This is a genomic window from Cypionkella aquatica, assembly GCF_030161095.1.
Lineage (GTDB): Bacteria > Pseudomonadota > Alphaproteobacteria > Rhodobacterales > Rhodobacteraceae > Cypionkella > Cypionkella aquatica.
Genome location: NZ_BSPP01000008.1, coordinates 105,887 through 128,587 on the forward strand (window position 1 = coordinate 105,887; position 22,701 = coordinate 128,587).

Annotated in this window: 24 protein-coding genes and 1 pseudogene; 20 read left to right on the forward strand and 5 right to left on the reverse strand. The window is 60.7% G+C overall.

Annotated features, from left to right (window positions below):
• Nucleotides 1-236: 236 nt before the first annotated feature.
• From QQJ98_RS12625 to QQJ98_RS12635, 3 genes are all read left to right on the forward strand, one after another.
• Nucleotides 237-1,889 (forward strand): electron transfer flavoprotein-ubiquinone oxidoreductase, encoded by a 1,653-nt coding sequence (locus QQJ98_RS12625; protein WP_284325706.1) that lies wholly within the window; start codon nt 237-239, stop codon nt 1,887-1,889.
• 158 nt (nt 1,890-2,047) lie between these two features.
• Entirely contained in the window at nt 2,048-3,835 is a 1,788-nt protein-coding gene (locus QQJ98_RS12630; protein WP_284325707.1) for a tetratricopeptide repeat protein, read from the forward strand.
• 15 nt (nt 3,836-3,850) lie between these two features.
• A complete protein-coding gene (locus QQJ98_RS12635; protein WP_284325708.1) occupies nt 3,851-4,687 on the forward strand; it encodes a 4-(cytidine 5'-diphospho)-2-C-methyl-D-erythritol kinase in 837 nt (278 codons plus the stop codon).
• Between the two features lie 109 nt (nt 4,688-4,796).
• Here the strand turns inward: QQJ98_RS12635 and QQJ98_RS12640 are convergent, their stop codons facing one another.
• On the reverse strand, nt 4,797-5,792 hold the full coding sequence (locus tag QQJ98_RS12640) for a polyprenyl synthetase family protein (protein WP_431307818.1): 996 nt from the start codon (nt 5,790-5,792) through the stop codon (nt 4,797-4,799).
• 74 nt (nt 5,793-5,866) lie between these two features.
• Between QQJ98_RS12640 and QQJ98_RS12645 the strand changes: the two genes are divergently transcribed.
• From QQJ98_RS12645 to QQJ98_RS12655, 3 genes are all read left to right on the forward strand, one after another.
• Nucleotides 5,867-6,082, forward strand: coding sequence for a putative signal transducing protein (locus tag QQJ98_RS12645; protein WP_284325710.1), 216 nt, complete (start codon nt 5,867-5,869; stop codon nt 6,080-6,082).
• Nucleotides 6,083-6,832: a tRNA1(Val) (adenine(37)-N6)-methyltransferase gene (locus QQJ98_RS12650; protein WP_284325711.1), complete on the forward strand. Its 750-nt coding sequence runs from the start codon at nt 6,083-6,085 to the stop codon at nt 6,830-6,832.
• A 98-nt stretch (nt 6,833-6,930) separates the two neighbouring features.
• Nucleotides 6,931-7,095: a YdcH family protein gene (locus QQJ98_RS12655; RefSeq protein WP_284325712.1), complete on the forward strand. Its 165-nt coding sequence runs from the start codon at nt 6,931-6,933 to the stop codon at nt 7,093-7,095.
• Here QQJ98_RS12655 and yddG read toward each other — a convergent pair.
• From yddG to QQJ98_RS12675, 4 genes are all read right to left on the reverse strand, one after another.
• Nucleotides 7,092-7,979: an aromatic amino acid exporter YddG gene (gene yddG / locus QQJ98_RS12660; RefSeq protein WP_284325713.1), complete on the reverse strand. Its 888-nt coding sequence runs from the start codon at nt 7,977-7,979 to the stop codon at nt 7,092-7,094. The genes QQJ98_RS12655 and yddG overlap by 4 nt on opposite strands.
• A gap of 105 nt (nt 7,980-8,084) precedes the next feature.
• The gene (phbB, locus tag QQJ98_RS12665) at nt 8,085-8,810 is read right to left on the reverse strand and encodes an acetoacetyl-CoA reductase (protein WP_284325714.1); all 726 of its coding nucleotides are present in this window, start codon (nt 8,808-8,810) and stop codon (nt 8,085-8,087) included.
• Between the two features lie 108 nt (nt 8,811-8,918).
• The gene (locus QQJ98_RS12670) at nt 8,919-10,094 is read right to left on the reverse strand and encodes an acetyl-CoA C-acetyltransferase (protein ID WP_284325715.1); all 1,176 of its coding nucleotides are present in this window, start codon (nt 10,092-10,094) and stop codon (nt 8,919-8,921) included.
• Nucleotides 10,095-10,226: 132 nt separating this feature from the next.
• The gene (locus QQJ98_RS12675; protein ID WP_284325761.1) at nt 10,227-11,066 is read right to left on the reverse strand and encodes an EAL domain-containing protein; all 840 of its coding nucleotides are present in this window, start codon (nt 11,064-11,066) and stop codon (nt 10,227-10,229) included.
• 154 nt (nt 11,067-11,220) lie between these two features.
• On the opposite strand from QQJ98_RS12675, the gene QQJ98_RS12680 reads away from it, so the two are divergent.
• From QQJ98_RS12680 to QQJ98_RS12745, 14 genes and pseudogenes are all read left to right on the forward strand, one after another.
• Nucleotides 11,221-11,784: a DNA-3-methyladenine glycosylase I gene (locus QQJ98_RS12680; protein WP_284325716.1), complete on the forward strand. Its 564-nt coding sequence runs from the start codon at nt 11,221-11,223 to the stop codon at nt 11,782-11,784.
• Nucleotides 11,785-12,096: 312 nt separating this feature from the next.
• Entirely contained in the window at nt 12,097-12,960 is an 864-nt protein-coding gene (locus QQJ98_RS12685) for a branched-chain amino acid aminotransferase (RefSeq protein WP_284325717.1), read from the forward strand.
• Between the two features lie 71 nt (nt 12,961-13,031).
• Nucleotides 13,032-13,487, forward strand: coding sequence for a universal stress protein (locus tag QQJ98_RS12690; RefSeq protein ID WP_284325718.1), 456 nt, complete (start codon nt 13,032-13,034; stop codon nt 13,485-13,487).
• Nucleotides 13,488-13,723: 236 nt separating this feature from the next.
• Nucleotides 13,724-14,167: a MarR family winged helix-turn-helix transcriptional regulator gene (locus QQJ98_RS12695; protein WP_284325719.1), complete on the forward strand. Its 444-nt coding sequence runs from the start codon at nt 13,724-13,726 to the stop codon at nt 14,165-14,167.
• A 38-nt stretch (nt 14,168-14,205) separates the two neighbouring features.
• The gene (locus QQJ98_RS12700; protein ID WP_284325720.1) at nt 14,206-14,607 is read left to right on the forward strand and encodes a DUF1398 domain-containing protein; all 402 of its coding nucleotides are present in this window, start codon (nt 14,206-14,208) and stop codon (nt 14,605-14,607) included.
• Nucleotides 14,608-14,710: 103 nt separating this feature from the next.
• The gene (locus QQJ98_RS12705; RefSeq protein WP_284325721.1) at nt 14,711-15,199 is read left to right on the forward strand and encodes a DUF2867 domain-containing protein; all 489 of its coding nucleotides are present in this window, start codon (nt 14,711-14,713) and stop codon (nt 15,197-15,199) included.
• A gap of 92 nt (nt 15,200-15,291) precedes the next feature.
• Nucleotides 15,292-15,849 carry a NifU family protein gene (locus tag QQJ98_RS12710; RefSeq protein ID WP_284325722.1) on the forward strand — a complete coding sequence of 186 codons (558 nt, stop codon included), beginning with the start codon at nt 15,292-15,294 and terminating at the stop codon, nt 15,847-15,849.
• Nucleotides 15,839-16,480 (forward strand): tRNA (adenosine(37)-N6)-threonylcarbamoyltransferase complex dimerization subunit type 1 TsaB, encoded by a 642-nt coding sequence (gene tsaB, locus QQJ98_RS12715; protein ID WP_431307817.1) that lies wholly within the window; start codon nt 15,839-15,841, stop codon nt 16,478-16,480. Before QQJ98_RS12710 ends, tsaB begins: the two co-directional genes overlap by 11 nt.
• On the forward strand, nt 16,477-16,905 hold the full coding sequence (gene rimI / locus QQJ98_RS12720) for a ribosomal protein S18-alanine N-acetyltransferase (protein ID WP_284325724.1): 429 nt from the start codon (nt 16,477-16,479) through the stop codon (nt 16,903-16,905). The genes tsaB and rimI overlap by 4 nt, the downstream gene beginning before the upstream one ends.
• 197 nt (nt 16,906-17,102) lie before the next feature.
• Nucleotides 17,103-18,098, forward strand: a complete 996-nt coding sequence (locus QQJ98_RS12725) for a BMP family lipoprotein (protein WP_284325725.1) — start codon at nt 17,103-17,105, stop codon at nt 18,096-18,098.
• Complete coding sequence (locus tag QQJ98_RS12730) at nt 18,098-19,672, forward strand: ABC transporter ATP-binding protein (protein WP_284325726.1); 1,575 nt, start codon at nt 18,098-18,100, stop codon at nt 19,670-19,672. The genes QQJ98_RS12725 and QQJ98_RS12730 overlap by 1 nt, the downstream gene beginning before the upstream one ends.
• Before the next feature lies 1 nt (nt 19,673).
• On the forward strand, nt 19,674-20,819 hold the full coding sequence (locus QQJ98_RS12735) for an ABC transporter permease (RefSeq protein ID WP_284325727.1): 1,146 nt from the start codon (nt 19,674-19,676) through the stop codon (nt 20,817-20,819).
• Nucleotides 20,819-21,787, forward strand: a complete 969-nt coding sequence (locus QQJ98_RS12740; protein WP_284325728.1) for an ABC transporter permease — start codon at nt 20,819-20,821, stop codon at nt 21,785-21,787. The genes QQJ98_RS12735 and QQJ98_RS12740 overlap by 1 nt, the downstream gene beginning before the upstream one ends.
• 82 nt (nt 21,788-21,869) lie before the next feature.
• Nucleotides 21,870-22,664, forward strand: a pseudogene (locus QQJ98_RS12745) (purine-nucleoside phosphorylase).
• The last annotated feature ends 37 nt before the right edge of the window (nt 22,665-22,701 follow it).

Here is a 22,701-nt window from a genome sequence, read left to right on the forward strand (position 1 = left end):
AGGGGCCATGACCTTGTGCTACTCTTGCCTCTACCTGAACCGAGCACGGCTGCGATTGCAAGGGGGAATGGCTGCAATCGGCGGCAGGCAGTCGCAGGTGAGGAAAAATCAGTCGCACATGAGAAATTTTCTTGCGCCAGAGCTGCGATATAGCCTTGGGATGTTGCGTCACGGTTGACCCTGCTTGTCGCTTCGGGCAATGACGCAGCAGCAATTTGCCAGGTCGGAGTTAAGAAATGTCGCAGGAAATCGTGCGCGAGCAGATGGATTATGATGTGGTGATCGTCGGCGCGGGGCCTGCGGGTCTGTCTGCGGCGATCCGGCTGAAGCAGTTGGACAGCAATCTTAGCGTCGTGGTGCTGGAAAAGGGCTCGGAAGTCGGGGCGCATATCCTGTCGGGCGCGGTGTTGGACCCGGTGGGGCTGAACAAACTGATCCCCGATTGGAAGGCCAAGGGCGCGCCTTTGAACGTGCCAGTGGCCGAGGATAATTTCTATGTGCTGGGGCCAGCGGGCCAGATGCGCATTCCGAATTTCCCGATGCCACCGTTGATGAACAACCACGGCAATTACATCGTCTCGATGGCGAATGTCTGCCGTTGGATGGCCGAGCAGGCCGAGGGCTTGGGGGTCGAGATTTTTCCGGGCATGTCGTGTTCGGAACTGATCTACGGCGATAGGGGCGAAGTAAAAGGCGTGGTCGCGGGCGAGTTTGGCAAATTGGCCGACGGCACGCCGGGGCCAAGCTATGAGCCGGGGATGGTTCTGGCGGGGAAATATGTGTTCCTGTCGGAAGGCGTGCGCGGGTCTTTGGCCAAGGAAGTCATCGCCAAATATGATCTGTCGAAGGGGCACGAACCGCAGAAATTCGGCCTCGGCATGAAGGAAATCTGGCAGATTGATCCGGCCAAGCACAAGCTGGGCACCGTCACGCACACGATGGGCTGGCCTTTGGGGAGCAATGCGGGCGGCGGTAGCTTTATCTATCACCTTGAGAACAATCAGGTTTACGTGGGCTTTGTGGTTCACCTGAACTACAAGAACCCGCATCTTTACCCCTATATGGAATTCCAGCGCTTCAAGCATCATCCGATGGTGGCGGAGCTGCTGAAAGGCGGCAAACGTGTGGCCTATGGCGCACGGGCGATTTCCGAGGGCGGCTGGCAGTCGATCCCGAAGATGGTCGCACCGGGTGTGGCGCTGCTGGGGTGCTCGGCAGGCTTGGTCAACGTGCCGCGCATCAAGGGCAACCACAATGCGATGCTGTCGGGGATTGACGCGGCAGAGGCGGCGTTTGTGGCGATCAGCGCTGGCCGTTCGGGCGATGAGTTGAGCGAATACGAAACCTTGGTGCGTGGTGGCCCGATCGCGGCTGACCTGAAAAAAGTGCGCAACGTCAAGCCTTTGTGGTCGAAGTTCGGGCTGCTGGCTTCGCTGTTGTTCGGCGGCGCGGATATGTGGGCGAATACCTTTGGCTTCACCATTCTGGGCACGTTGAAGCACGGCAAGAATGATGCGGAATCGACCGGGCTGGCGAAGGATTACGCGCCGATTGAGTATCCCAAGCCCGATGGCGTGTTGTCGTTTGACCGGCTGACCAATGTGGCGTTTTCGGCCACCAACCACGATGAAAACCAGCCTGCGCATTTGAAACTGCGCGATGCCTCGATCCCGATCTCGGTCAACCTGCCGCTTTATAACGAACCGGCGCAGCGCTACTGCCCGGCGGGGGTTTATGAGGTGATTGCCGAGGCGGGCAAAGAGCCGCGGTTTCAGATCAATTTCCAGAATTGCGTGCATTGCAAGACTTGCGATATCAAAGACCCGTCGCAGAACATCGTCTGGACCACGCCGATGGGCGGGGGCGGGCCGAATTACCCGAATATGTAAGCGCGATATGCCAATGCGGTTGGCCCCCGGATATGTGATCTGACATTCTGCATCGCATCAGCGAAGATGCGCAGGGCCGGGGGCTAAAGCCTCGGCCTGCATTGCGTATCGGCCCGCGCGGCTTTAGCTTTGCTTAACGCCTATAGGAGCCGCCCCGGATGCCTTTTCCCAAGCCGACCATCGCGCATATGCTGCTGGCCTCTGCTTTGACGTTTTTGCCCGTGATGTTTTTGCCCGTGGCGGCTTTGGCCGAAACGGGGGCGAGCGGCACGGAGGCTGGCGGCGCGGAGGCTGGCTCTGAGGCACCGCTGAGTGAAGCGGGTGCTTATCTTGCGGCGGCGGTGGCTTCGTCGCAATCCGATTATGCGGCGGCAGTGCAGTGGTATGACCGGGCCCTAGGTGGCGATCCGAGCAATCCGGCGCTGCTGGAAGGCGCTGTGATGGCGCATATCGGCACCGGAGACATGGAAGGGGCCGCAAAGCTTGCGCGGGCCCTGCAAGCGGCGGGCGGTAAAACCCAGACCGGCACGGTGGCGTTGATCGCCGATGATGCCAAGCGCGACGATTACGCGGCTATTCTGAAAGAACAGGCGGCGGGCGGATCGGCGGGCAAGGTGCTGGATGATCTGGTCAAGGCATGGGCCAAACTGGGCTTGGGTCGGATGTCAGAAGCCACCGAAGCCTTTGACAAGATGGCAAAAACCAAGGGGCTAGAGACGTTCGGTCTGTATCACAAGGCGCTGGCTTTGGCCTCGGCCGGGGATTACGAGGGCGCCGAAAATATCCTGTCGGGCAAGGCGGCGGGGGGCTTTCTTTTGAGCCGTCGCGGCATGATCGCAACGGCGGAAATCCTTAGCCAGCTGGAGCGCAATCCCGAAGCAGTCGCCATGCTGGACCGCAATTTTCCGGTTGGCAACGATCTGGAAATCGACGCATTGCGCCACCGTCTGACGGCGGGCGAGCCTGTGCCGTTTACCATCGTCCGCAATGCCACCGACGGTATTGCCGAAGTGTTCTTCAGCATGGCCAATGCCGTACGTGGCGAGGCCGATCCGGCCTACACCTTGCTGCACGCCCGCGCCGCCGCCTATCTGCGCCCCGACAATACCGAGGCCGTGCTGCTTGTCGCCGGGCTGTTGGAGCAGCAAGGGCAGCATGATCTGGCGACGCAGGCCTATGCGCAGGTGCCGCCAACGGATGCGAATTTCCACATTGCCGAGATTGGCCGCTCTAACGCCAGTTTTGCCGCAGGACGCCCCGAGGCTGCGATTGAGATCTTGCAGGGGCTGGCGCGCGCGCATGGTGACATTCTGGCGGTGCAGGTGGCGTTGGCCGATGGCATGCGGCGCCAGCAACGCTATGACGAGTCGCTGAAGGCCTATGACGCTGCGATCAAGATGGTGCCAACGCCCGCGCCCAATCATTGGGTGCTGTTCTACAGCCGGGGCGTGGTGGCTGATCAGTTGAAGCAATACGACGCCGCCGAGGCCGATTTCCGCCGTGCGATGGCGCTGAGCCCGGACGAGCCGGAATTGTTGAATTACCTTGGCTACAGCCTTGTCGATCAGGGCCGCAAGCTGGACGAGGCGCTTGGCATGATCAAGCGCGCGGTGATCATGCGGCCTGACAGCGGGCCGATCCTCGACAGCCTTGGCTGGGCTTATTATCGGTTGGGGCGGTATACTGATGCGCTGCTGCCGATCGAGCAAGCCTCGCTGCGGATGGCGGTGGATGCGACGGTGACCGACCATTTGGGCGATGTGTATTGGGCGGTCGGGCGCAAGCGCGAGGCCGAATATCAATGGCACCGCGCATTGTCTTATGGACCGGATGACAAGTTGGCAGCGCGGCTGCGGCTAAAGCTGGAGAAGGGGCTTGATGCGGTTCTGGCCGCCGAAGGCGCAGCACCTTTGAAACCGGTTGAAGCCGCTGCGGCTGCTCCGTAACTTTTGGCTGTGAGTTTGGATCATCCCTCTGCGCATCGGGAATTTGCCCCCGCCAAGATCAATCTGACGCTGCATGTCACCGGGCAGCGCAGCGATGGCTATCATCTGCTGGACAGTATCGTGGTGTTCGCGGGCGTGGGCGATTGGGTGACGGTGGCCCCGGCTGATCACCTGAGCCTGACGGTCAGCGGGCCGCATGCCACGGGGCTGTCTTGCGACGACAATCTGGTGCTGCGGGCGGCTGATTGTTTGGGCGTGACAGCGGCACTAGAGTTGGAAAAGCATCTGCCGATCGCATCTGGTATTGGTGGCGGGTCTGCCGATGCGGCGGCGGCGTTGCGCGCGCTGGTTGCCACGGCGGGGGTGGCGCTGCCGGATGCGGCTGCGGTGCTTTCCTTGGGCGCGGATGTGCCCGCCTGTCTTGCGGGCCGTCCGGTGCGGATGCAGGGCGTGGGCGAGATGCTGACCGCCCTGCCTGCCTTGCCCGAGTGTTATCTGGTGCTGGTCAACCCGGGCGTGGCGGTGGCGACGCCTGCTGTGTTCAAGGCGTTGCCGCGCAAGGACTATCCGGCGATGACTGCGATGCCTGTCTTTGGCTCGGCTGTGGAATTCGCGGCGTGGCTCGCGGCGCAGCGCAATGATCTGGAAGCGCCCGCGATGCAGCTTGCCCCGGTGATTGCTGCTGTAAAGGCGGCGCTGGAGGCGCGTCCGGGTTGCCTGATGGCGCGGATGTCGGGGTCTGGCGCGACCTGTTTTGGGCTGTTTGGCAGCGAGGAACTTGCGAAAGCCGCCGCCGGCGCGCTGCGTGCAGAGGCACCCGGCTGGTGGGTCGCAGCCGCGCCCATGCTTTGAAATCTTTGCTTCGGCTCCCCCTCACACCACCCCGCCCCGGACGTGATCCGGGGCCTCGTGGGCTATGCAGAGGCCCCGGATCACGTCCGGGGCGCCGTGGGAATGGGGGCTAGTTGATCCGCTCGACCACATAGGCGGCCAGATCTGACAGCATATCGCGCAGGGGATGCGCGGGCAGCGCGTCCAGCGCGGTTTGGGCGCGGGCCGCCCACGCCAAGGCATCTGCACGCGCCGCCTGCATCGCGCCATGCTTGGCCATCAGGCTGAGGGCGTGTTGCAGATCGCCGTCGTCTTGCTGGCCTTTCTCGATCACCCGCACCCAGAAGACGCGTTCTTCAGGGTTTGCCTTTGCCACAGCTTTGATCACCGGCAGGGTCAATTTGCGCTCGCGGAAATCGTCGCCTGTGTTCTTGCCGATCACCGCAGCCGAGCCGCCATAATCCAACAGATCATCGACGATCTGGAACGCGATGCCCAAAGCGTCGCCGTAATCGAAGAGAGCTTTGATCTGCGCGGCTGTAGCACCCGCGATTTCAGCGCCGGATTCGGTGGCGGCAGAGAACAAGGCGGCGGTCTTGCCGCGCACGACCTGCAGATAGATCGCCTCGGTGGTGCCCAGATCTTGCGCGGCGGTCAGCTGCAACACCTCGCCCTCTGCGATGGTGGCCGAGGCATTGGCAAGGATGTCGAGCACGCGCAGATTGCCGGGTTCAACCATCAACTGAAAGGCGCGGGCGAACAGGTAATCGCCGACGAGCACCGAAGATTTGTTATCCCACAGCAGGTTTGCGGTGGGACGCCCGCGGCGGCGCGCGCTTTCATCGACCACATCATCATGCAGCAATGTCGCGGTGTGGATGAATTCTACCGTCGCCGCCAGATGCACATGGAACGGCCCGGCATATCCCAGCAGGCGGGCTGCGGCCAACACCAGCATCGGGCGCAGGCGCTTGCCGCCAGCCTCGATCAGATGTGCGGTGACTTCCGGGATGCGCGGCGCATGTTCTGAGGCCATCCGCGCCCGGATCATCAGGTTGACCGCTGCCATATCCTCGGCCAAAGCCTCGGCCAGCCGGTCATGCGGTTTTTGCGCGGCGTTCATCATGTTCATTCTAACCCCTTCAGGTATCGACACGAGGGTATCGACACGGGGCCCTGACCCCGGGTAAACCCAATCCCATGAAGCTTTTATTGCGCACAACCGACCCTACTGTGATCGCCTTTGCTCAAGTGCTCCTTGAGGGCGAGGGTATAGACAGCTTTGTGATGGACGTCCACATGAGCACGCTGGAAGGCGGCATCGGATTGTTCCCGCGCCGGATCATGGTGGCCGACAGCGATCTGTTCCTTGCGCGGGCGGTTTTGGCGGATAACAACATCTCTGACGGGTTGTAGATGCAGGATCTGACGCAGGACGCTTTTCTGTGCGGCAAATTGCAGCTTTGGCAGCCAAGACAAGGCTATCGGGCTGCGACCGATCCGGTTTTGCTGGCGGCCGCCTGCCCTGCCCTGCCCGGGCAATCGGTGCTGGATCTGGGATGCGGCGTCGGGGCTGCGGCGCTATGTCTCGCCACCCGGGTGCCGGATTTGCGGCTTTCGGGGCTGGAGGTGCAAGCCGACTACGCAGCTTTGGCGCGGCGCAATGCAGCCGAGAACGGCGTGGCAATGTCGGTGGAGCTTGGCGATCTTGCAGATATGCCGAAAGCGCTGCGGGTGGATTTTGACCATGTGATCGCCAATCCGCCGTATTATCCAAAGGGTGGCACGCCCAGCCCGAATCTGGGGCGGGCAACCGCACTGCAGATCGACACGCCGCTGGGCGATTGGGTGCAGGCGGCGTCAAAGCGGCTGGCACCGGGTGGCTGGCTGACGCTGATCTGCGGCGCGGATGGGCTGCCAGAGGTGCTGGCGGCGATGGGCGGCAAGCTGGGGTCTGCCTCGGTGCTGCCGCTGACGCCGCGCGCGGGCAAGCCCGCGCTGCGGATTTTGCTGCGGGCGCGCAAGACAGGGCGGGCGGCGTTTCGGCTGCTTGCGCCGTTTGTGATCCATCACGGTGCATCACATGATGGCGACCGCGAAAGCTATACGCCGCGTGCCAGCGAGATTTTGCGCGGCGGTGCAGCGCTTTCGGATGAATTCCGCTAATTGCACACAAATACCGCTTAGGTTGTGTGAAGATCTGATGACACGACTCAGATTCTATGCTGCAATAAGCGGGTTGAAACAGCATCAGGAGGACTTGCATGACCGTCGCTTCCCATATCGCTGAACTGAAAAAGAAGCACGAATCGCTTTCATCCAAGGTCGAGCAGGCGCAGCGCGCGCCCGCCGTGGATGATCTGCACATCGCCGATCTGAAAAAGCAAAAGCTGAAACTGAAAGAGGAAATTGGTCGGCTGAGCGCTTAACCCTTTTTGGCGCTGGCCGTCTGGGCTTTGCCAGAGCCCGCTTTGGCCGCCAGCGCCGCCCCTGCTGTGATCAAAACCGCCGCCAACAGAATGGCGCTTGACGGTTTTGTGATGCCAGCCGCAACCAAAGCCAGCGTTGACAGCAACGGTGCAGCGTATGAGGCGACTCCGAGCAGTTGGATGTCGCCTTTTTTCATGCCGATGTCCCAAGTGAAGAACGCCGCGCCGACCGGGCCGATGCCCAAGGCAGCAACGCTGGCCCAACCCAATGGGCCCTGTGGCCAAGTGGTTGTTTCTAATGCGATATGGGCGATGGCTGACAAAAGCGCGGTGGCAAGGCAGAACACCGTGACAGATTCGGTTGGCACAGTGCCCAAGCGGCGCGACAGCACCGAATAAAGCGTCCACGTCACCGCACAGAGGAAGGCCAGTCCAAGGCCCAATGCTGACCCTTGTGCGTCACCGCCACGCGCCAGCACGATCAGCGCGGCCCCGGCAAAGGCGATCAACGCGCCGATGATGTGAAAAAGGCCAAGTTTCTCGCCCGGCAACAGGCCGGACAGCAGGACAATGAACAACGGCCAAAGGTAAGCGATCAGGCCGGTTTCGGCAGTGGGCGACAGGCGGAACGCGGTGAAATACAGCAGATGATAGCCAAAAAGCCCAAGCGTGCCAAAGGCATAGACCTTCCACGACACGGTTTTCAGCACTGCCAAACCAGCACCTGTGGCGGTCCAGATCAGGCCAATCGCGCCGCCGATGCCGAAGCACAAAGCGTTGAGCAGCAAAGGCGGCACTGGGGCCGAGCCAATGGTGAACAAGGCCAACAGTGACCACATGGCGATGGCGGTAAACCCGATCAGGGTGGCTTTGGTTTTGGTCATTGGCGTCCCCAGTTCAGCCACTTACCTGCCGAAACCACGGCGGCGGGGCAAGCAAAAAGGCCCAAGCCAAAGCTTGGGCCATTGCGGGATTTGGGTTGGCCTTGCTTAGACGACGAACTGGCCACCATTGGCGGAAATCGTCGAGCCCGTGATGAAACCTGCATCATCCGAGGCGAGGAAGGTGACAATGCGCGCGATCTCTGCGGGCTCGCCCAGACGACCGACCGGGATTTGCGGGATGATACGCTCTTTCAGCACCTTTTCGTCAATCGCTTTGACCATATCAGTGCCGATATAGCCCGGGCAGATCGCGTTCACCGTGATGCCCGCGCGCGCGCCTTCAGCGGCCAGCGCCTTGGTAAAGCCCAGATCGCCGGATTTCGCGGCGGAGTAGTTCACTTGCCCGGCTTGACCCTTTTGACCGTTGATCGAGGAAATGCTGATCACGCGGCCAAATTTGCGGTCGCGCATGCCAGTCCACAGCGGATGCGTCATGTTGAAGAGGCCGGTCAGGTTGGTGTCGATCACCTCTTTCCATTGACCGGGGGTCATCTTGTGGAACATCGCATCGCGGGTGATGCCAGCGTTGTTGACCAGAATGGCGACCGGGCCAAGATCAGCCTCGACCTTTGCAATGCCCGCCACGCAAGCCTCATAATCGGCGACCGACCATTTATAGGTGGGAATACCAGTTTCAGCGGTGAAGGCCGTGGCGGCCTCGTCATTGCCGGCATAATTCGCGGCAACCGTATAGCCTGCGTCTTTCAGCGCCACCGATATTGCAGCGCCAATGCCGCGCGAGCCGCCTGTGACCAATGCAACTTTTGCCATTCTTTCCTCCTCCAAGGATATGCTTTTGAAATCATGTTACCGATGTGACAAAACGGGCGCAACAATGTTGCGCCCGTCTGCAGTGTTTTATTCCAATATAACGCTCACTTAAGCGCGTTCGATACACATGGCGACGCCCATGCCACCGCCGATGCACAGGGTGGCAAGACCTTTTTTGGCATCCCGGCGCCCCATCTCGTGGATCAAGGTGTTCAGGATGCGCGCGCCCGAAGCGCCAATCGGGTGGCCAATCGCAATCGCACCGCCATTGACGTTAACCTTGCTGGTGTCCCAGCCCATGTCTTTGTTGACGGCGCAGGCTTGGGCGGCAAACGCCTCATTCGCTTCGATCAGGTCAAGATCGGCGGCCTTCCAACCGGCTTTCTCCAGTGCTTTGCGGCTGGCGAAAATCGGCCCCACACCCATGATCGACGGATCAAGCCCAGCGGTGGCGTAGGATGCGATCCGCGCGAGTGGTTTCAGGCCGCGCTTGGCAGCATCCGCTTCGGACATCAGCAGCACTGCCGCCGCACCGTCGTTCAGACCCGAGGCATTGGCCGCCGTCACCGAGCCAGCTTTGGTGAAAGCCGGGCGCAGTTTCTGCATCGATTCGAGCGTTGCGCCGTGGCGGATGTATTCGTCCTGATCGACCGTCACATCGCCCTTACGGGTCTTGATGGTGAAAGCGACGATCTCATCCTTGAATTTGCCTGCCTTCTGCGCGGCCTCGGCCTTGTTCTGGCTGGCCAAGGCGAATTCGTCCTGCATCTCGCGGCTGATCTGCCATTGATTGGCGACGTTTTCCGCGGTTTGGCCCATGTGATAGTTGTTGAACGCATCCCACAGCCCGTCGCGGATCATGCTGTCGATGAAGTTCATATCGCCCATTTTCTGCCCAGCGCGCAGATGGGCCACATGCGGGCTAAGCGACATGCTTTCCTGACCGCCCGCGATGACGATGTTCGAATCGCCCAATTGCACATGCATCGCGCCCAAAGCCACCGCCCGCAGGCCCGAGCCGCAGACTTGGTTGATCGACCAGGCCGATGCCTCTTTCGCAAGACCAGCGCGGATATGCGCTTGGCGGGCGGGGTTTTGCCCCTGCCCTGCGGTCAGCACCTGACCGAGAATGGTTTCGGCCACTTCGGCCTTGTCGATGCCCGCGCGGGCCACAACCGCCTCAATCACCGCTGCGCCCAATTCATGCGCGGGGGTCGCCGCGAAGGCCCCGTTAAAGCTGCCGACGGCGGTGCGTGCCGCCGAAACGATTACCACATTGGTCATAACTTGCGCCCTCTCCCAGAAACTACCGCGGACAACCACCGCTGCGCCGCTTTGCAGCATGGCCTAGAAGGGGTGGCGCTGAAAAGCAAGTTTTCTACACGCCGGAGTTGTCACAGACGCAATGCTGCGGTTTCACGCCGATTTTCGCGCCGCATTGATGTCAAAGGCGGGTTTCAAAGTGGCCGCGCCAAACAAATACCCCTGCATGCAATCCACACCCATGGTTTGCAGCATCTGCGCCTCTGCCTGCGTTTCCACAGATTGCGCTACGGTAAACATCTGAAAATGCTTGCCAATCGACAAAATGGCCCCGACCAGCACATGATTATCGGCATCGTGATGAATGTTGCGGATGAACTGGCCATCCAGTTTCAGGATATCAAAGTAGAAATCCTTGAAATAGCGGATCGCCATATCGCCCGCACCGAAGTTATCCAACGCAAAGGCAACGCCCGCGCCTTTCAGATCATCCATGAAGGCCACGACCAACTCTGGCACCTGCATCGCAGAGGCTTCGTTGATTTCTAGAATCAGCCGCTCTCCTATCGTTGGGGCGACGGAAAGGCCGCGGCGCAGCACCTGCATCCAGCGCGCATAGCCGATCGAGCGCGCCGACATATTGATCGAAAGCCGCAGATCGGGCACCCGCGCCAAGGCCGCCAGACCAATTTCCAGCGCCGCACAGTCAATTTCGCGGCCAATTTCATGGCTTTCCGCCGCCTGCATGAAATCCTTGGCCGGAATAACCCGCCCGGTTGGGTCCAGCACCCGGATCAAACCTTCCTGAAACGCCACCCGGCTGACATCGCGGGCCAGCACCACGGGCTGATAGGCAAGGCGCAGGCGTTTGTTATCAATGGCTTGTCGCACCATCGACAGGGTTTCGCGATCACCCGCCGAGATGGCCACCCCAAGCGGACTGGCCAGCCCCGCCTGCGCATCCAAGCGCGGCTTTGGCTTTGGTCTGGGCATCATCATTGGCTGCTCCTTCGTGGTGACTGCTGCGGGCGTGCAGGTTTGGGCGGGCGCGGTGATCGCCCGACAGATGGACAGGATGGCCCTGCTTGGGTAAAAACAGCCTTAACGCTTGCGGCTTTAGGCCAATTTTAATGATTTTGAGGGCGAGATGATTGAGACAAGCCACCGCTGCAGCTGGTGCGGCAGCGATCCCGTCTATGTGGCCTATCATGACGAGGAGTGGGGCCGCCCCGAGTATGATCCGCGCCTGTTGTTTGAGTGTCTGATATTGGAGGGGTTTCAGGCGGGTCTAAGCTGGATCACCATTCTGCGGCGGCGCGACGGATTTCGGGCGGCCTTTGCCGGGTTTGATCCCGCCGTGTTGGCAGGTTGGGGCGAGGCCGAAACTCTGCGGTTGTTGGCCGATCCCGGCATTATCCGGCATCGCGGCAAGATCGAGGCAACCTTTGTCGCGGCGCGCGCCTATCTGGCGATTGAGGCACGCGAAGGTTTTGCCAATTTTCTCTGGAAACATGTCGGCGGTGTGCCGCAGGACCGTCAGCTTGGCCGCGTCAATCAACCGGTGGCGCAGACGCCGGAATCAGTGGCTTTGTCAAAGGCACTGAAGGCAGAGGGCTTTAAGTTCGTAGGGCCCACCATCAGCTTTGCCTTCATGCAGGCGGTGGGCATGGTGAATGATCACCATGTTGACTGCCCTTGGCATGGAAAGTGACAGGCGTGCGGGATGGCTGGAGCGGTCGCCCGTCTGCGTCCCCGTCTGCGTCACAGAATCGATTCAACCTGCAGCCATAGTCGGCCTTGGGGCTATTTTCCCCAACTGTCCCACCCTTTGGCTGGCATTTTCCGGCCAGGCCCTCGGACCCATCCCCCGGTCCGAGGGCTTTTTCTTGCGGCTTCGGCGATAGCTTGCGCGGGGCTGGCCGGGGTTGGCAGGGTTTCGCTTGGGACGCACGGGGATGGCGACCGCTCTTCCCGTTGCGCGGCCCGCGTGATTAAGCTTGCGGCGTAGCAGCAGGAGTTCAGCATGGCCTTTGGCAAATCTATCCGCACGTTTTGGGACGGTCGCTGGCATGACGGCGATGTGGCGGTGATGAAAGCGGCGGATCATGGCATCTGGCAGGGCACTTCTGTCTTCGATGGCGCGCGTTATTTTGACGGCATATGCCCGGATCTGGATTTGCATTGCGCAAGGGTGAACCGCTCGGCCGAGGCTTTGATGATCACGCCAAGCTGCGCCCCAGAGGATATGGCGGCGATCATCCGCGAGGGGTTGCAGGGGTTTGGGCCGGATCAGGCGGTGTATATCCGCCCGATGTATTGGGCGTTGCATGGCACCGAACTGGGCATCGTGCCTGCGGCGGGGGCGACGGGGTTTGCGATCTCGTTGGAAGAGGTCGGGATGCCGGACCCTGACTTTGCAACGACGGTGACGCGGACGCGGTTCCGCCGCCCGGTGTTGGAGGATGCGGTCTGCAATGCCAAGGCGGGGTGCCTCTACCCCAACAACGCCCGGATGCTGGTCGAGGCGCAGGCCAAGGGGTTTGGCAATGCCTTGGTTGCGGATGCTTTGGGCAACCTTGCGGAAAGTGCGACGGCGAATGTGTTTTTGGTCAAGGACGGTGTGGTGTTCACGCCAGTCCCGAATGGCACGTTTCTGGCCGGGATCACGCGGGCGCGGCATATCGACAACCTGCGTGCCGATGGGGTCGAGGTGCGCGAAGCCGTGCTGACGTTCGAGGATGCCCATGCGGCGGATGAGATTTTTCTGTCGGGCAATTTCGCCAAGGTGACGGCGGTGAAAGCGTTTGATGACACCGAATACAAGCATCGCCCGATGACGGCGCGGGCGCGGCGGTTGTATTGGGATTGGGCGGCGGAGCAGCGCTAGGCTGGCGCTTTCCCCGGCCCTTGCCTTCCCACAGCCTCGGTTGCATGATCGCGGCGTTAGGGGAGACGAATATGCGGAAGTTTCTTGTCGTGCTGGATGACAGCCGGGAATGTCTGAACGCGATGCGATTTGCGGCGCTGCGGGCGGCGCATACAGGTGGGGGGGTGCAGGTTTTGTCGATCATCCCTCCCGAAGAATTCCAGCACTGGATGGGGGTTGCGGATCTGATGCGGGCCGAGGCACGCGAGCGGATCGAGGCGCATTTCGAAGTGTTCGCGCAGTGGATGCGTGACAAGCAGGGGGTGAACCCCGAGTTGATCATCCGCGAGGGTGATGCGGTGACCGAGATTCTGGCGCAGGTCAATGCTGACCCGGCGGTGGGGATTTTGGTACTGGGGGCTGGCACCGAGAAATCTGGGCCGGGGCCGTTGGTGACAGCGATGACGCGGTCGTCGGGCAGCCTGCCTATTCCGATCACGATTGTTCCGGGCGATATGAGCAAGGAGCGGCTGGAGAGTATCACTTGAAGCCGGTCCCAACTCGGGACCATTGTTTTCATTGCGATATTTTGAACGGTTCGGGGTATGGTTAACGAAAGTTAAACAAACTGGCGGCTTTGCGGCCCCGTTTTCGACCAAGGCGTCAAAGCTTTCACAGCTTGGAAATCAGAGTTTTGCAGGGTCGCGCGGGCCTAATCATGACTTATGTTGACTAGGAAACATCCCGAGTTTAGTTTCCTAGTCAACATAACCAGCGAGTCGGGATGCGCGTTTCCAATCTTTCAGATCACACTGGATATTGGCTGCGGATGGTTTCCAACGCGGTATCGCAGGACTTTGCCCGCAAGGTTGCGACAGAGGGCGTGACGGTGGCCGAATGGTGCTTTCTGCGGGCGTTGTTCGATACAGAGGGCACCGCGCCGACGCTGCTGGCAGACCAGATGGGCATGACGCGCGGCGCGATCAGCAAGCTGGCGGACCGGATGATGGCAAAGGGGCTGGTTGCCCGGATTGAAAGCAGCGGGCGCGGGCAAATTCTTGCGTTGACGCCAACGGGGCGAGCCAAGGTGCCGACACTGGCCGCAATGGCCGATGAGAATGACGCGGCCTATTTCGACGCCCTGTCCGGCGATGACCGCGCGGCGCTTGACCGGATTTTGCAAACACTTGTCGAAAATCGCGGGTTGACCGCCCCGCCCCTAGACTGACCACCCGAACTGATTTTCCCAGCAAGAAAGGAACCGCCATGGACGCGGAACGCATCACTATTGCCGAAACTTGCCTGAGCGCGGCCCATAGCGGCAATCTCAGCTTTCCCGAGATCGTTGGCAGGCTGAGTGCTGCGGGCTTTGAAAGCTATGCGGTGGATTACCGTCGCAGCACGCAAACCTTCTATCTGCCGGATGGCGACAGCGTTGCGCTGGAAATGCAGGAACCCGCAAGCCCTGTCGAAGCGGCGTTCGATGCGGCAGAACTGGCCCGTCTGATCAAATGGGCGCAGGCCAATCCGGCAGACTACAGCTATGCGGCGTTCAGCAAACAGGCCAAGGCTGCGGGCTGCGCTGGGTATATCGTGTCATTCCTTGGGCGGCGCGTGGTTTACTTTGGCCGCACGGCGGAAACCCATGTCGAGCATTTTCCAAGCTGAACGGCGGCGTTGAGCGGTGGGGTGAGGTGGGTGGGGTGAGGCTATCTGTCTCAGGCTTTTTGGCGGGGATAGGGGTATGGTGGCGGTAAAGCGAGGATTTCCGATGCTGCTTCCACCCCATGCGCAATTGATCGCCCCGATGGAAAAGCTGGCGTATTTGGACAGCCAAAGCGTCACCCTGCCCGGCCCGATCACAGCGCTTGAGGCGTGGCGCTTGGTGATGGCGAGGCCCTTGCCGGGGCTGGGGGTCGCGTTCTGGCTGCGCGATGCCATTTCGTCGTGGTTTGGGGTGGCGCGGATTGGCGGGTTTTCAGGCGATGCGGTGGGCACGCCGGAGGTTGGCGACAACCTCGATTTCTTTCTGATCGAGCATATCGAGGATCAGGTGTTGTCGCTGACTGCGCGGGATCGACATCTGGATGTGATGACGTGCGTGACGGTTGAGGGGACGCGGTTGGCGATTACGGCTTCAGTTGTGGTGCATAACTGGTTCGGGCGGGTCTATATGCTGCCGGTGGCCCCCTGCGCATCGGCTGATTGTCTGGGCGATGCTGCGGCGGCTACGGCGAGGCCAAGCTGGGCTGGAGGCTGAGACGGCAGGTCTGCTTGATTTAGAACGGTTCTAATCCTTGACTTCGCGGCGTTGAGCGCGCATATCAGACTGGAATTGTCGGAGAAAAGATCATGTTCATCCAGACCGAATCCACCCCGAACCCGGCGACGCTGAAGTTCCTGCCGGGCCAAGCCGTGCTGGAGATGGGCACCGCTGATTTTCCGAGTGCTGAAACCGCGGGCAAGTCACCGCTGGCGACGCGGATTTTCGCAACGGGCCAAGTGACGGGCGTGTTCCTTGGCACCGATTTCATCACTGTGACTAAGGCCGAGGCTGCCGATTGGCAGCATATCAAGCCCGCTATTCTGGGCGCGATCATGGAACATTTCCAGTCGGGCGCTTTGGTGATGGAAGGCGAAGGTCAGGCGGCGCATGCGGCGCATGACGGCGAAGACAGCGATATTGTAAACCAGATCAAAGAGTTGCTCGACACCCGTGTGCGCCCTGCCGTGGCACAGGATGGCGGCGACATCACCTTTCACGGCTTTGATCGTGGGGTGGTCTATCTGCATATGAAGGGCGCTTGCGCGGGCTGCCCGTCTTCGACCCTGACTTTGAAGATGGGGATTGAGAACCTGCTGCGCCATTACATCCCAGAAGTGCTGGAAGTGCGCCCTGTTGCGGCCTGAGGCGGAGCCGATTGCTTTGAAATCTGAGATTGTTCTGGCATTTGACACATCGGCGGCGCATTGCGCCGCCGCTTTGCTTTACGGCGACCGGGTCTGGCTGAAGTCTGAGTCGATGGAAAAGGGTCAGGCTGAACGGTTGATGCCTTTGGTCTGCGAATTGCTGGCCGAGGCTGGGGTGGCTTTGGGCGAGGTGACGGCTGTGGCCGTGGGGACTGGACCGGGGAATTTCACCGGGGTTCGGATCTCGGTTGCGGCGGCGCGCGGGTTGGCGTTGGGGCTTGGCGTGCCAGCGATTGGCGTGACTCGGCTGGAAGCGATGGCTTACGGATTGCCGCGCCCGGTGACTGTGATCGAGGATGCACGGCGCGGTGAGGTTTATGTGCAGCGGTTTGACGCGGGCGGACCCGGGGCGGCGCGGATTGTTGCGGGCGATGCGGTTGGCGTGATTGACGGGGCGGTGGCGGGTGTTGGCGGGTTGCAAAGCCTGCCGATTGCCGAGGCGATTGCGCGGATTGCGTTGGGGCGGGTCGGCGTGGTGCAGCCGCGCCCTGCGCCGTTCTATTTGCGTGGCGCGGATGCCGCCCCGCCGAGTGATCCGCCGCCGGTCATTCTTGATCTGGTTGCCCCGTGACGTTTGACGGGGCGTTTGACGCGATGGCGGCACTGCATGCGGCCTGTTTCACCACACCGCGGCCGTGGTCTGCGGCAGAGATCTCCAGCACGTTGGACAATGGCTTCACATTTTTGCTGACCGAAGCGGATGGGTTTCTGATTGGCCGGGTGGTGGCGGGTGAAGCGGAATTGATCACGCTTGCGGTTGATCCAAAGGCGCGCATGCAGGGGATTGGCGGGCGCCTGGTGGATGGGTTTCTGGCCGAAGCCCGGTTGCGCGCCGCCGATTCGGTCTTTCTGGAAGTGCTGGACAGCAACCTGAGCGCGCAGCGGCTTTATGCGCGTAAGGGGTTTGAGGTAAAAGGCAAACGTCGCGGATATTATCAGACGCCCGAGGGCTTGCGGATGGATGCCCTGATCCTTGGGCGCGGGCTTGGAGCATAAATTGGCCGCATTTTCTGACCAAATGGTTGATTTTTAGCGTCTGCGCAAAACTGCGGGCTGCTTCGCCCAAGGTCAGCCTCAGATTCCTGTTGACCCTCCCTCAAAGCGCTGTCCTAAATCCGTCACGACCTGCGCTGGTGCTGGCCTTGAGGCTGTGCGGCGATGGGAACACAAAAACGTAAAACCGGGAGAAAACTATGACCCTGATGAAACACCTGCTGGGTGCGGCGGCGACTTTGGCGCTGACTGCGGGCGCGGCTTTGGCTGAACCTGCGATCATCTTCGATCTGGGCGGCAAGTTCGACAAATCGTTCAACGAGGCAGCGTTCAATGGCGCCGAGAAATGGGCAAAGGAAACCGGCGGCACCTATAAAGAGCTGGAAATGCAATCCGAAGCCCAGCGCGAGCAGGCTTTGCGGTCGCTGGCAGAAGATGGCGCGAACCCGATCATCATGACCGGCTTTGCCTTTGGTGACGTGCTGAACACCGTGGCCCCGGATTTCCCGGACACCAAGTTCGGCATCATCGACATGGTGGTGGAGCAGCCGAACGTGAAATCGGTGGTGTTTACCGAAGATCAGGGCAGCTATCTGGTTGGCATGATGGCTGGCTTGGCATCCAAGACCAACACGGTTGGTTTCATCGGCGGCATGGACATTCCGCTGATCCGTCGCTTTGGCTGCGGCTATGCGCAGGGTGTGAAGGCTGTGAAGCCGGATGCAACGGTTATTCTGAACATGACGGGCACCACCCCGGCGGCTTGGAATGACCCGGTGAAGGGTGCGGAATTGGCGAAAGCGCAGAAATCGCAGGGCGCAGACGTGATTTATGCAGCAGCGGGCGGCACTGGGGTTGGTGTTCTGCAAACCGCCGCGGATGAAGGTATTCTGTCGATCGGCGTCGACAGCAACCAGAACTACATGCATCCCGGCAAGGTTCTGACTTCGATGCTGAAGCGCGTCGATAACGCCGTCTATGAGGCGTTCAAGGAAGGCGAAGAGCTGAAGCCCGGCATCAATGTGATGGATCTGAAGGCTGGCGGCGTTGATTATGCTATGGACGACAACAACGCAGCACTGGTGACGCCAGAGATGAAAGCGGCTGTCGATGCGGCGGCTGAAAAGATCAAATCGGGCGAGTTGGTTGTGCATGACTACATGTCCGACAACAGCTGCCCGGCTGGATCGTTCTGATGGTGGCTACGGCCAATAATGGAGGGCGGCAGGCAACTGCCGCCCTCACTCCATATGCCATTGAGCTGAAAGGCATCTCGAAGGCCTTTGGTCCGGTTCAGGCGAACAAGGACATCAATATTGCCGTGCCGCGTGGCACCATTCACGGCATTATCGGCGAGAATGGCGCGGGCAAATCAACGCTGATGTCGATCCTGTATGGATTTTACCGTGCCGATGCGGGTGAGGTTTATATCAACGGCAAGCTGACCCCGATCCCCGACAGCCAGAGCGCCATTCGCGCCGGTATCGGGATGGTGTTTCAGCATTTCAAACTGGTGCAGAATTTTACCGTACTAGAGAATGTGATCTTGGGGGCCGAGGATGGCCCGATGTTGAACACTTCACTGGCGAAGGCGCGCAAGGTCCTAGGGGATCTGAGCCGCGAATATGAGATGGATGTGGACCCGGATGCGCTGATCGAAGACCTGTCGGTTGGGCATCAGCAAAGGGTAGAGATTTTGAAGGCGCTGTATCGCCAAGCCGATATTCTGATTCTGGACGAGCCGACGGGCGTGCTGACCCCGGATGAGGCAGACCATTTATTCAGGATTTTGAACGGCTTGAAGGATCAGGGCAAGACCATCATCCTGATCACCCATAAGCTGCGCGAGATTATGGAGGCGACGGATAACGTCAGCGTCATGCGTCGCGGCACGATGGTGGCGACGGTGAAGACCGCTGAAAGCAGCCCTGAGTCGCTGGCCGAGTTGATGGTGGGCCGCAAGGTTTTGCTGGAGGTCGAGAAGGTGAAGGCCACGCCGGGAGCGGTGGTTTTGGCGGTAGAAAACCTGCGGGTGAAGGACGATGACGGGATCGAGCGGCTGAAAGGCGTCAGCTTTGAAATCCGCGCGGGCGAGATTTTGGGCATCGCAGGCGTGGCAGGCAACGGCCAGTCGGAACTGCTTGAGGCGTTGGGCGGCATCGCGCGGGCGACCGGGCGGATCACGCTGAAAGGCGTGGATTTGCCACTGGTGGGTTTGGCCGCAAATGGGCAAACCCGGCGCGCGGCGGGGATTGCGCATGTGCCAGAGGATCGCCAGCATCTGGGGCTGATCATGGATTTCAGCGCTTGGGAAAACGTGGCGTTTGGCTATCACAACGACCCGAAATATCAGAAAAACGCCGTGTTCATGGACAATGACGCGTTGCGCGCCGATACCGAACGGAAGATGGCGACTTATGATGTGCGCCCGCCGATAGCGACGCTGGCTGCCAAGAATTTCAGTGGCGGCAATCAGCAAAAGATCGTCGTGGCCCGCGAGATGGAGCAGAACCCAGACTTGTTGTTGATCGGTCAGCCGACGCGCGGGGTGGATATTGGCGCGATTGAATTCATCCACAAACAGATCGTGGCCCTGCGCGATGCGGGCAAGGCGATCTTGCTGGTGTCTGTGGAACTTGATGAAATCATGTCGCTTTCCGACCGGATTGCGGTGATGTTTGACGGGCAGATCATGGGCACGGCAGATCCTGAAACCACCAACGAGCGCGAATTGGGGCTGTTGATGGCCGGTGTAAGCGGGAAGGCTTGAGATGAACAAACTACCGCAATGGGCCGATGTGGTTCTGGTGCCGCTTATCAGTTTGCTGTTGGCGGCGCTGGTCGCGGCGATTGTGCTGCTGGCAATCGGGCAAAGCCCGACGGCGGCGCTGGGGATCATGGTGAAGGGGGCGTTTGGCTCGGCCAATGGCTGGGGCTACACGCTGTATTACACCACCAGTTTCATCTTTACCGGGCTGTCGGTGATCGTGGCGTTTCATGCGGGCTTGTTCAACATCGGTGGCGAGGGTCAGGCGCAGTTGGGCGGGCTTGGCGTCGCGTTGGTGTGTCTGGCGCTGCCTTGGCCGCATTGGACCGTGGCGCTGCTGGCCGCGAGTTTGGGGGCGGCGGTGTTTGGTGCGGCTTGGGCGGCGATCCCGGCCTATTTGCAGGCCAAGCGCGGCAGCCATATCGTTATCACCACGATCATGTTCAACTATATCGCCAGCGCGCTGATCGTTTATATGCTGGTCGATGTGCTGCGGCCTGCCGGGCAGATGGACCCGGCCTCGGCGCGGTTCCCGGCGGGGGCCAAGCTGCCTGCGCTGTCGGACATGCCGTTTATCAGTGAGTTTTTCGCCCGCATGAACCCGGATGGCACACCAAAGCTGACCAAGGCCGGGTTGCAGATGTATTCCAACGTGCCTGCCAATGTGACGCTGTTTATTGCTTTGGCGGCTTGCTTGGTGGTGTGGCTTTTGCTGTGGCGCACGCGGCTGGGGTATCAGATCCGGGCGTTTGGCAAATCGGAAGCGGCGTCGAAATATGCGGGGATCAATCCGGTGAAGATCACCATGATTGCGATGCTGATCTCGGGCGGTTTGGCGGGCATGATGGCGATCAACAATGTGATGGGATCGGCAGAGCGGTTGTTGCAGAACTCGGCCGAAGGTGCGGGCTTCATCGGCATCGCGGTGGCATTGATGGGGCGAAATCATCCGCTGGGCGTGTTGCTGGCGGCTTTGTTGTTCGGGTTCCTGTATCAAGGCGGGGCGGCTTTGGGGCTGAACACCACGATCCCGATTGAGATGCGGGTGGTGGTGCAGGGGCTGGTGATCTTGTTTACGGGCGCTTTGGATCAGATGGTGCGGATGCTGCTGGTCTGGGTCTTTGGCTTTGGGCGAAAGGCGGTGGCGTGATGGATTATGAAACCTTGATGCAGATTTTCGGGTCAACCGTGCGGTTGGGCACCCCCCTGCTGCTCGCCTGCTTGGCCGGATTGTTTTCGGAACGCGCCGGAATTTTTGACATCGGCCTGGAAGGCAAGATGCTGGCGGCGGCGATGGCGGCGGGATCGGTCGCGGCGATGTCAGGCTCGGCTTGGATCGGGTTGTTGGCGGGGATTGGCGCGTCGCTGATCTTTTCGGGGCTGCATGGTCTGGCCTCGATCACTTTTCGCGGCAACCAGTTGATTTCGGGCGTGGCGCTGAATTTTCTGTCGTCGGGCATCACGGTGCTGGTGGCGCAGGCGCTGTTTGGCCAAGGCGGGCGAACGCCGCCACTGGACGGAGCGGCGCGTTTCAACCCGATCACCCTGCCCTTCGCCGAAAGCCTGCAAGACGTACCGCTGATCGGACCTTTGTATTATCAGGTGATCTCGGGCCATTCCATTCTGGTCTATGCGGCGGTGGCGTTTGTGCCACTGACATGGTGGGTGCTATATCGCACGCGCTTTGGTCTGCGGCTGCGGGCTGTGGGCGAAAACCCGGCGGCGGTGGATACCGCAGGCGTATCGGTGGTGGGTCTGCGCTACGCAGCGCTGGCGATCACCGGGGTTTTGTGTGGGATTGCAGGAGCTTACATGGCCACTGCCTTGCAAGCAGGCTTTGGGCGCGAGATGACGGCCGGGCGCGGCTATATTGCGTTGGCCGCCTTGATCTTCGCCAAGTGGCGCCCTTGGCAAGCTTTGGGCGCAACGATGCTGTTCGGTTTTTTCCAAGCGCTCGCCCTGCGCCCCGATGTTGTGGAAAGCATCGCGCGCTTCAAAGTTCCGGTCTCGATGCTGGATGCGCTGCCCTATATCCTGACCGTGCTGGTGCTGGCAGGCTTTGTCGGCAAAGCGATTCCACCGCGTGCGGGCGGCGAGCCCTATGTGAAAGAGCGCTGACCGCTCGTTTCATCTGTTTCTAAATATCCCACGGGGTCCGGGGTGTGAAACCCCGGCCTCGGCAACAAGCGGAACGCAAGCCATGCAAGAGCTGCTCACCACCATCCAAGCCCGTGCGGGCTCTGCCCCAGTGAAATTTGGCCTGATCCTCGGGTCGGGGCTGGGGCATCTGGCCCAAGCCGTGCAAGGCGTGGCGATCCCCTACGCGGATCTGCCGGGATTTCCGCATGTCGGAGTGTCGGGGCACAACCCAAATCTGGTGATCGGCGATCTGGAAGGCATCCGCGTCGCGGTATTCGGCGCGCGCGAGCATTACTATGAGAACGGCAACCCATCCGCGATGCGGCTGCCGCTGACACTGCTGAAAGCCCTTGGCGCCGAAGCCCTGATCGCCACCAATGCCGCCGGATCGCTGCGCCCCGATATCCGCCCCGGCGATCTGATGCTGCTGAATGACCATATCAACTTTTCGGGCCTCAATCCACTGATCGGCGAGAAAACCGATGCGCGGTTCGTGCCGATGACGACCGCGCATGACGCAGAGTTGCGCGCTGGCCTGAAAGCCTCGGCGGCAGCCGTCAACGTCGCTTTGCCCGAAGGCGTTTATGCCTAGTATTCCGGCCCGTCGTTTGAAACCCCCGCCGAAATCCGCGCCATCAAGATCTTGGGCGGCGATGCAGTGGGCATGTCGACGGTGCCCGAAGTGATCCTTGCGCGTTTCCTTGGCCTCAGGGTCGCTGCCATCTCGACGATCACCAACATGGCTGCTGGCATGTCGGATGAACAGATCAGCCATGAGCACACCAAGGCGATGGCCCCCTTGGGTGCGGCGAAACTGGAACAGGTGTTGCGTCATTTTTTGCGCACGCAAGCTTGATGGCCACAAGAGTTTGACAAGGCCCGCAAAGCCGCGC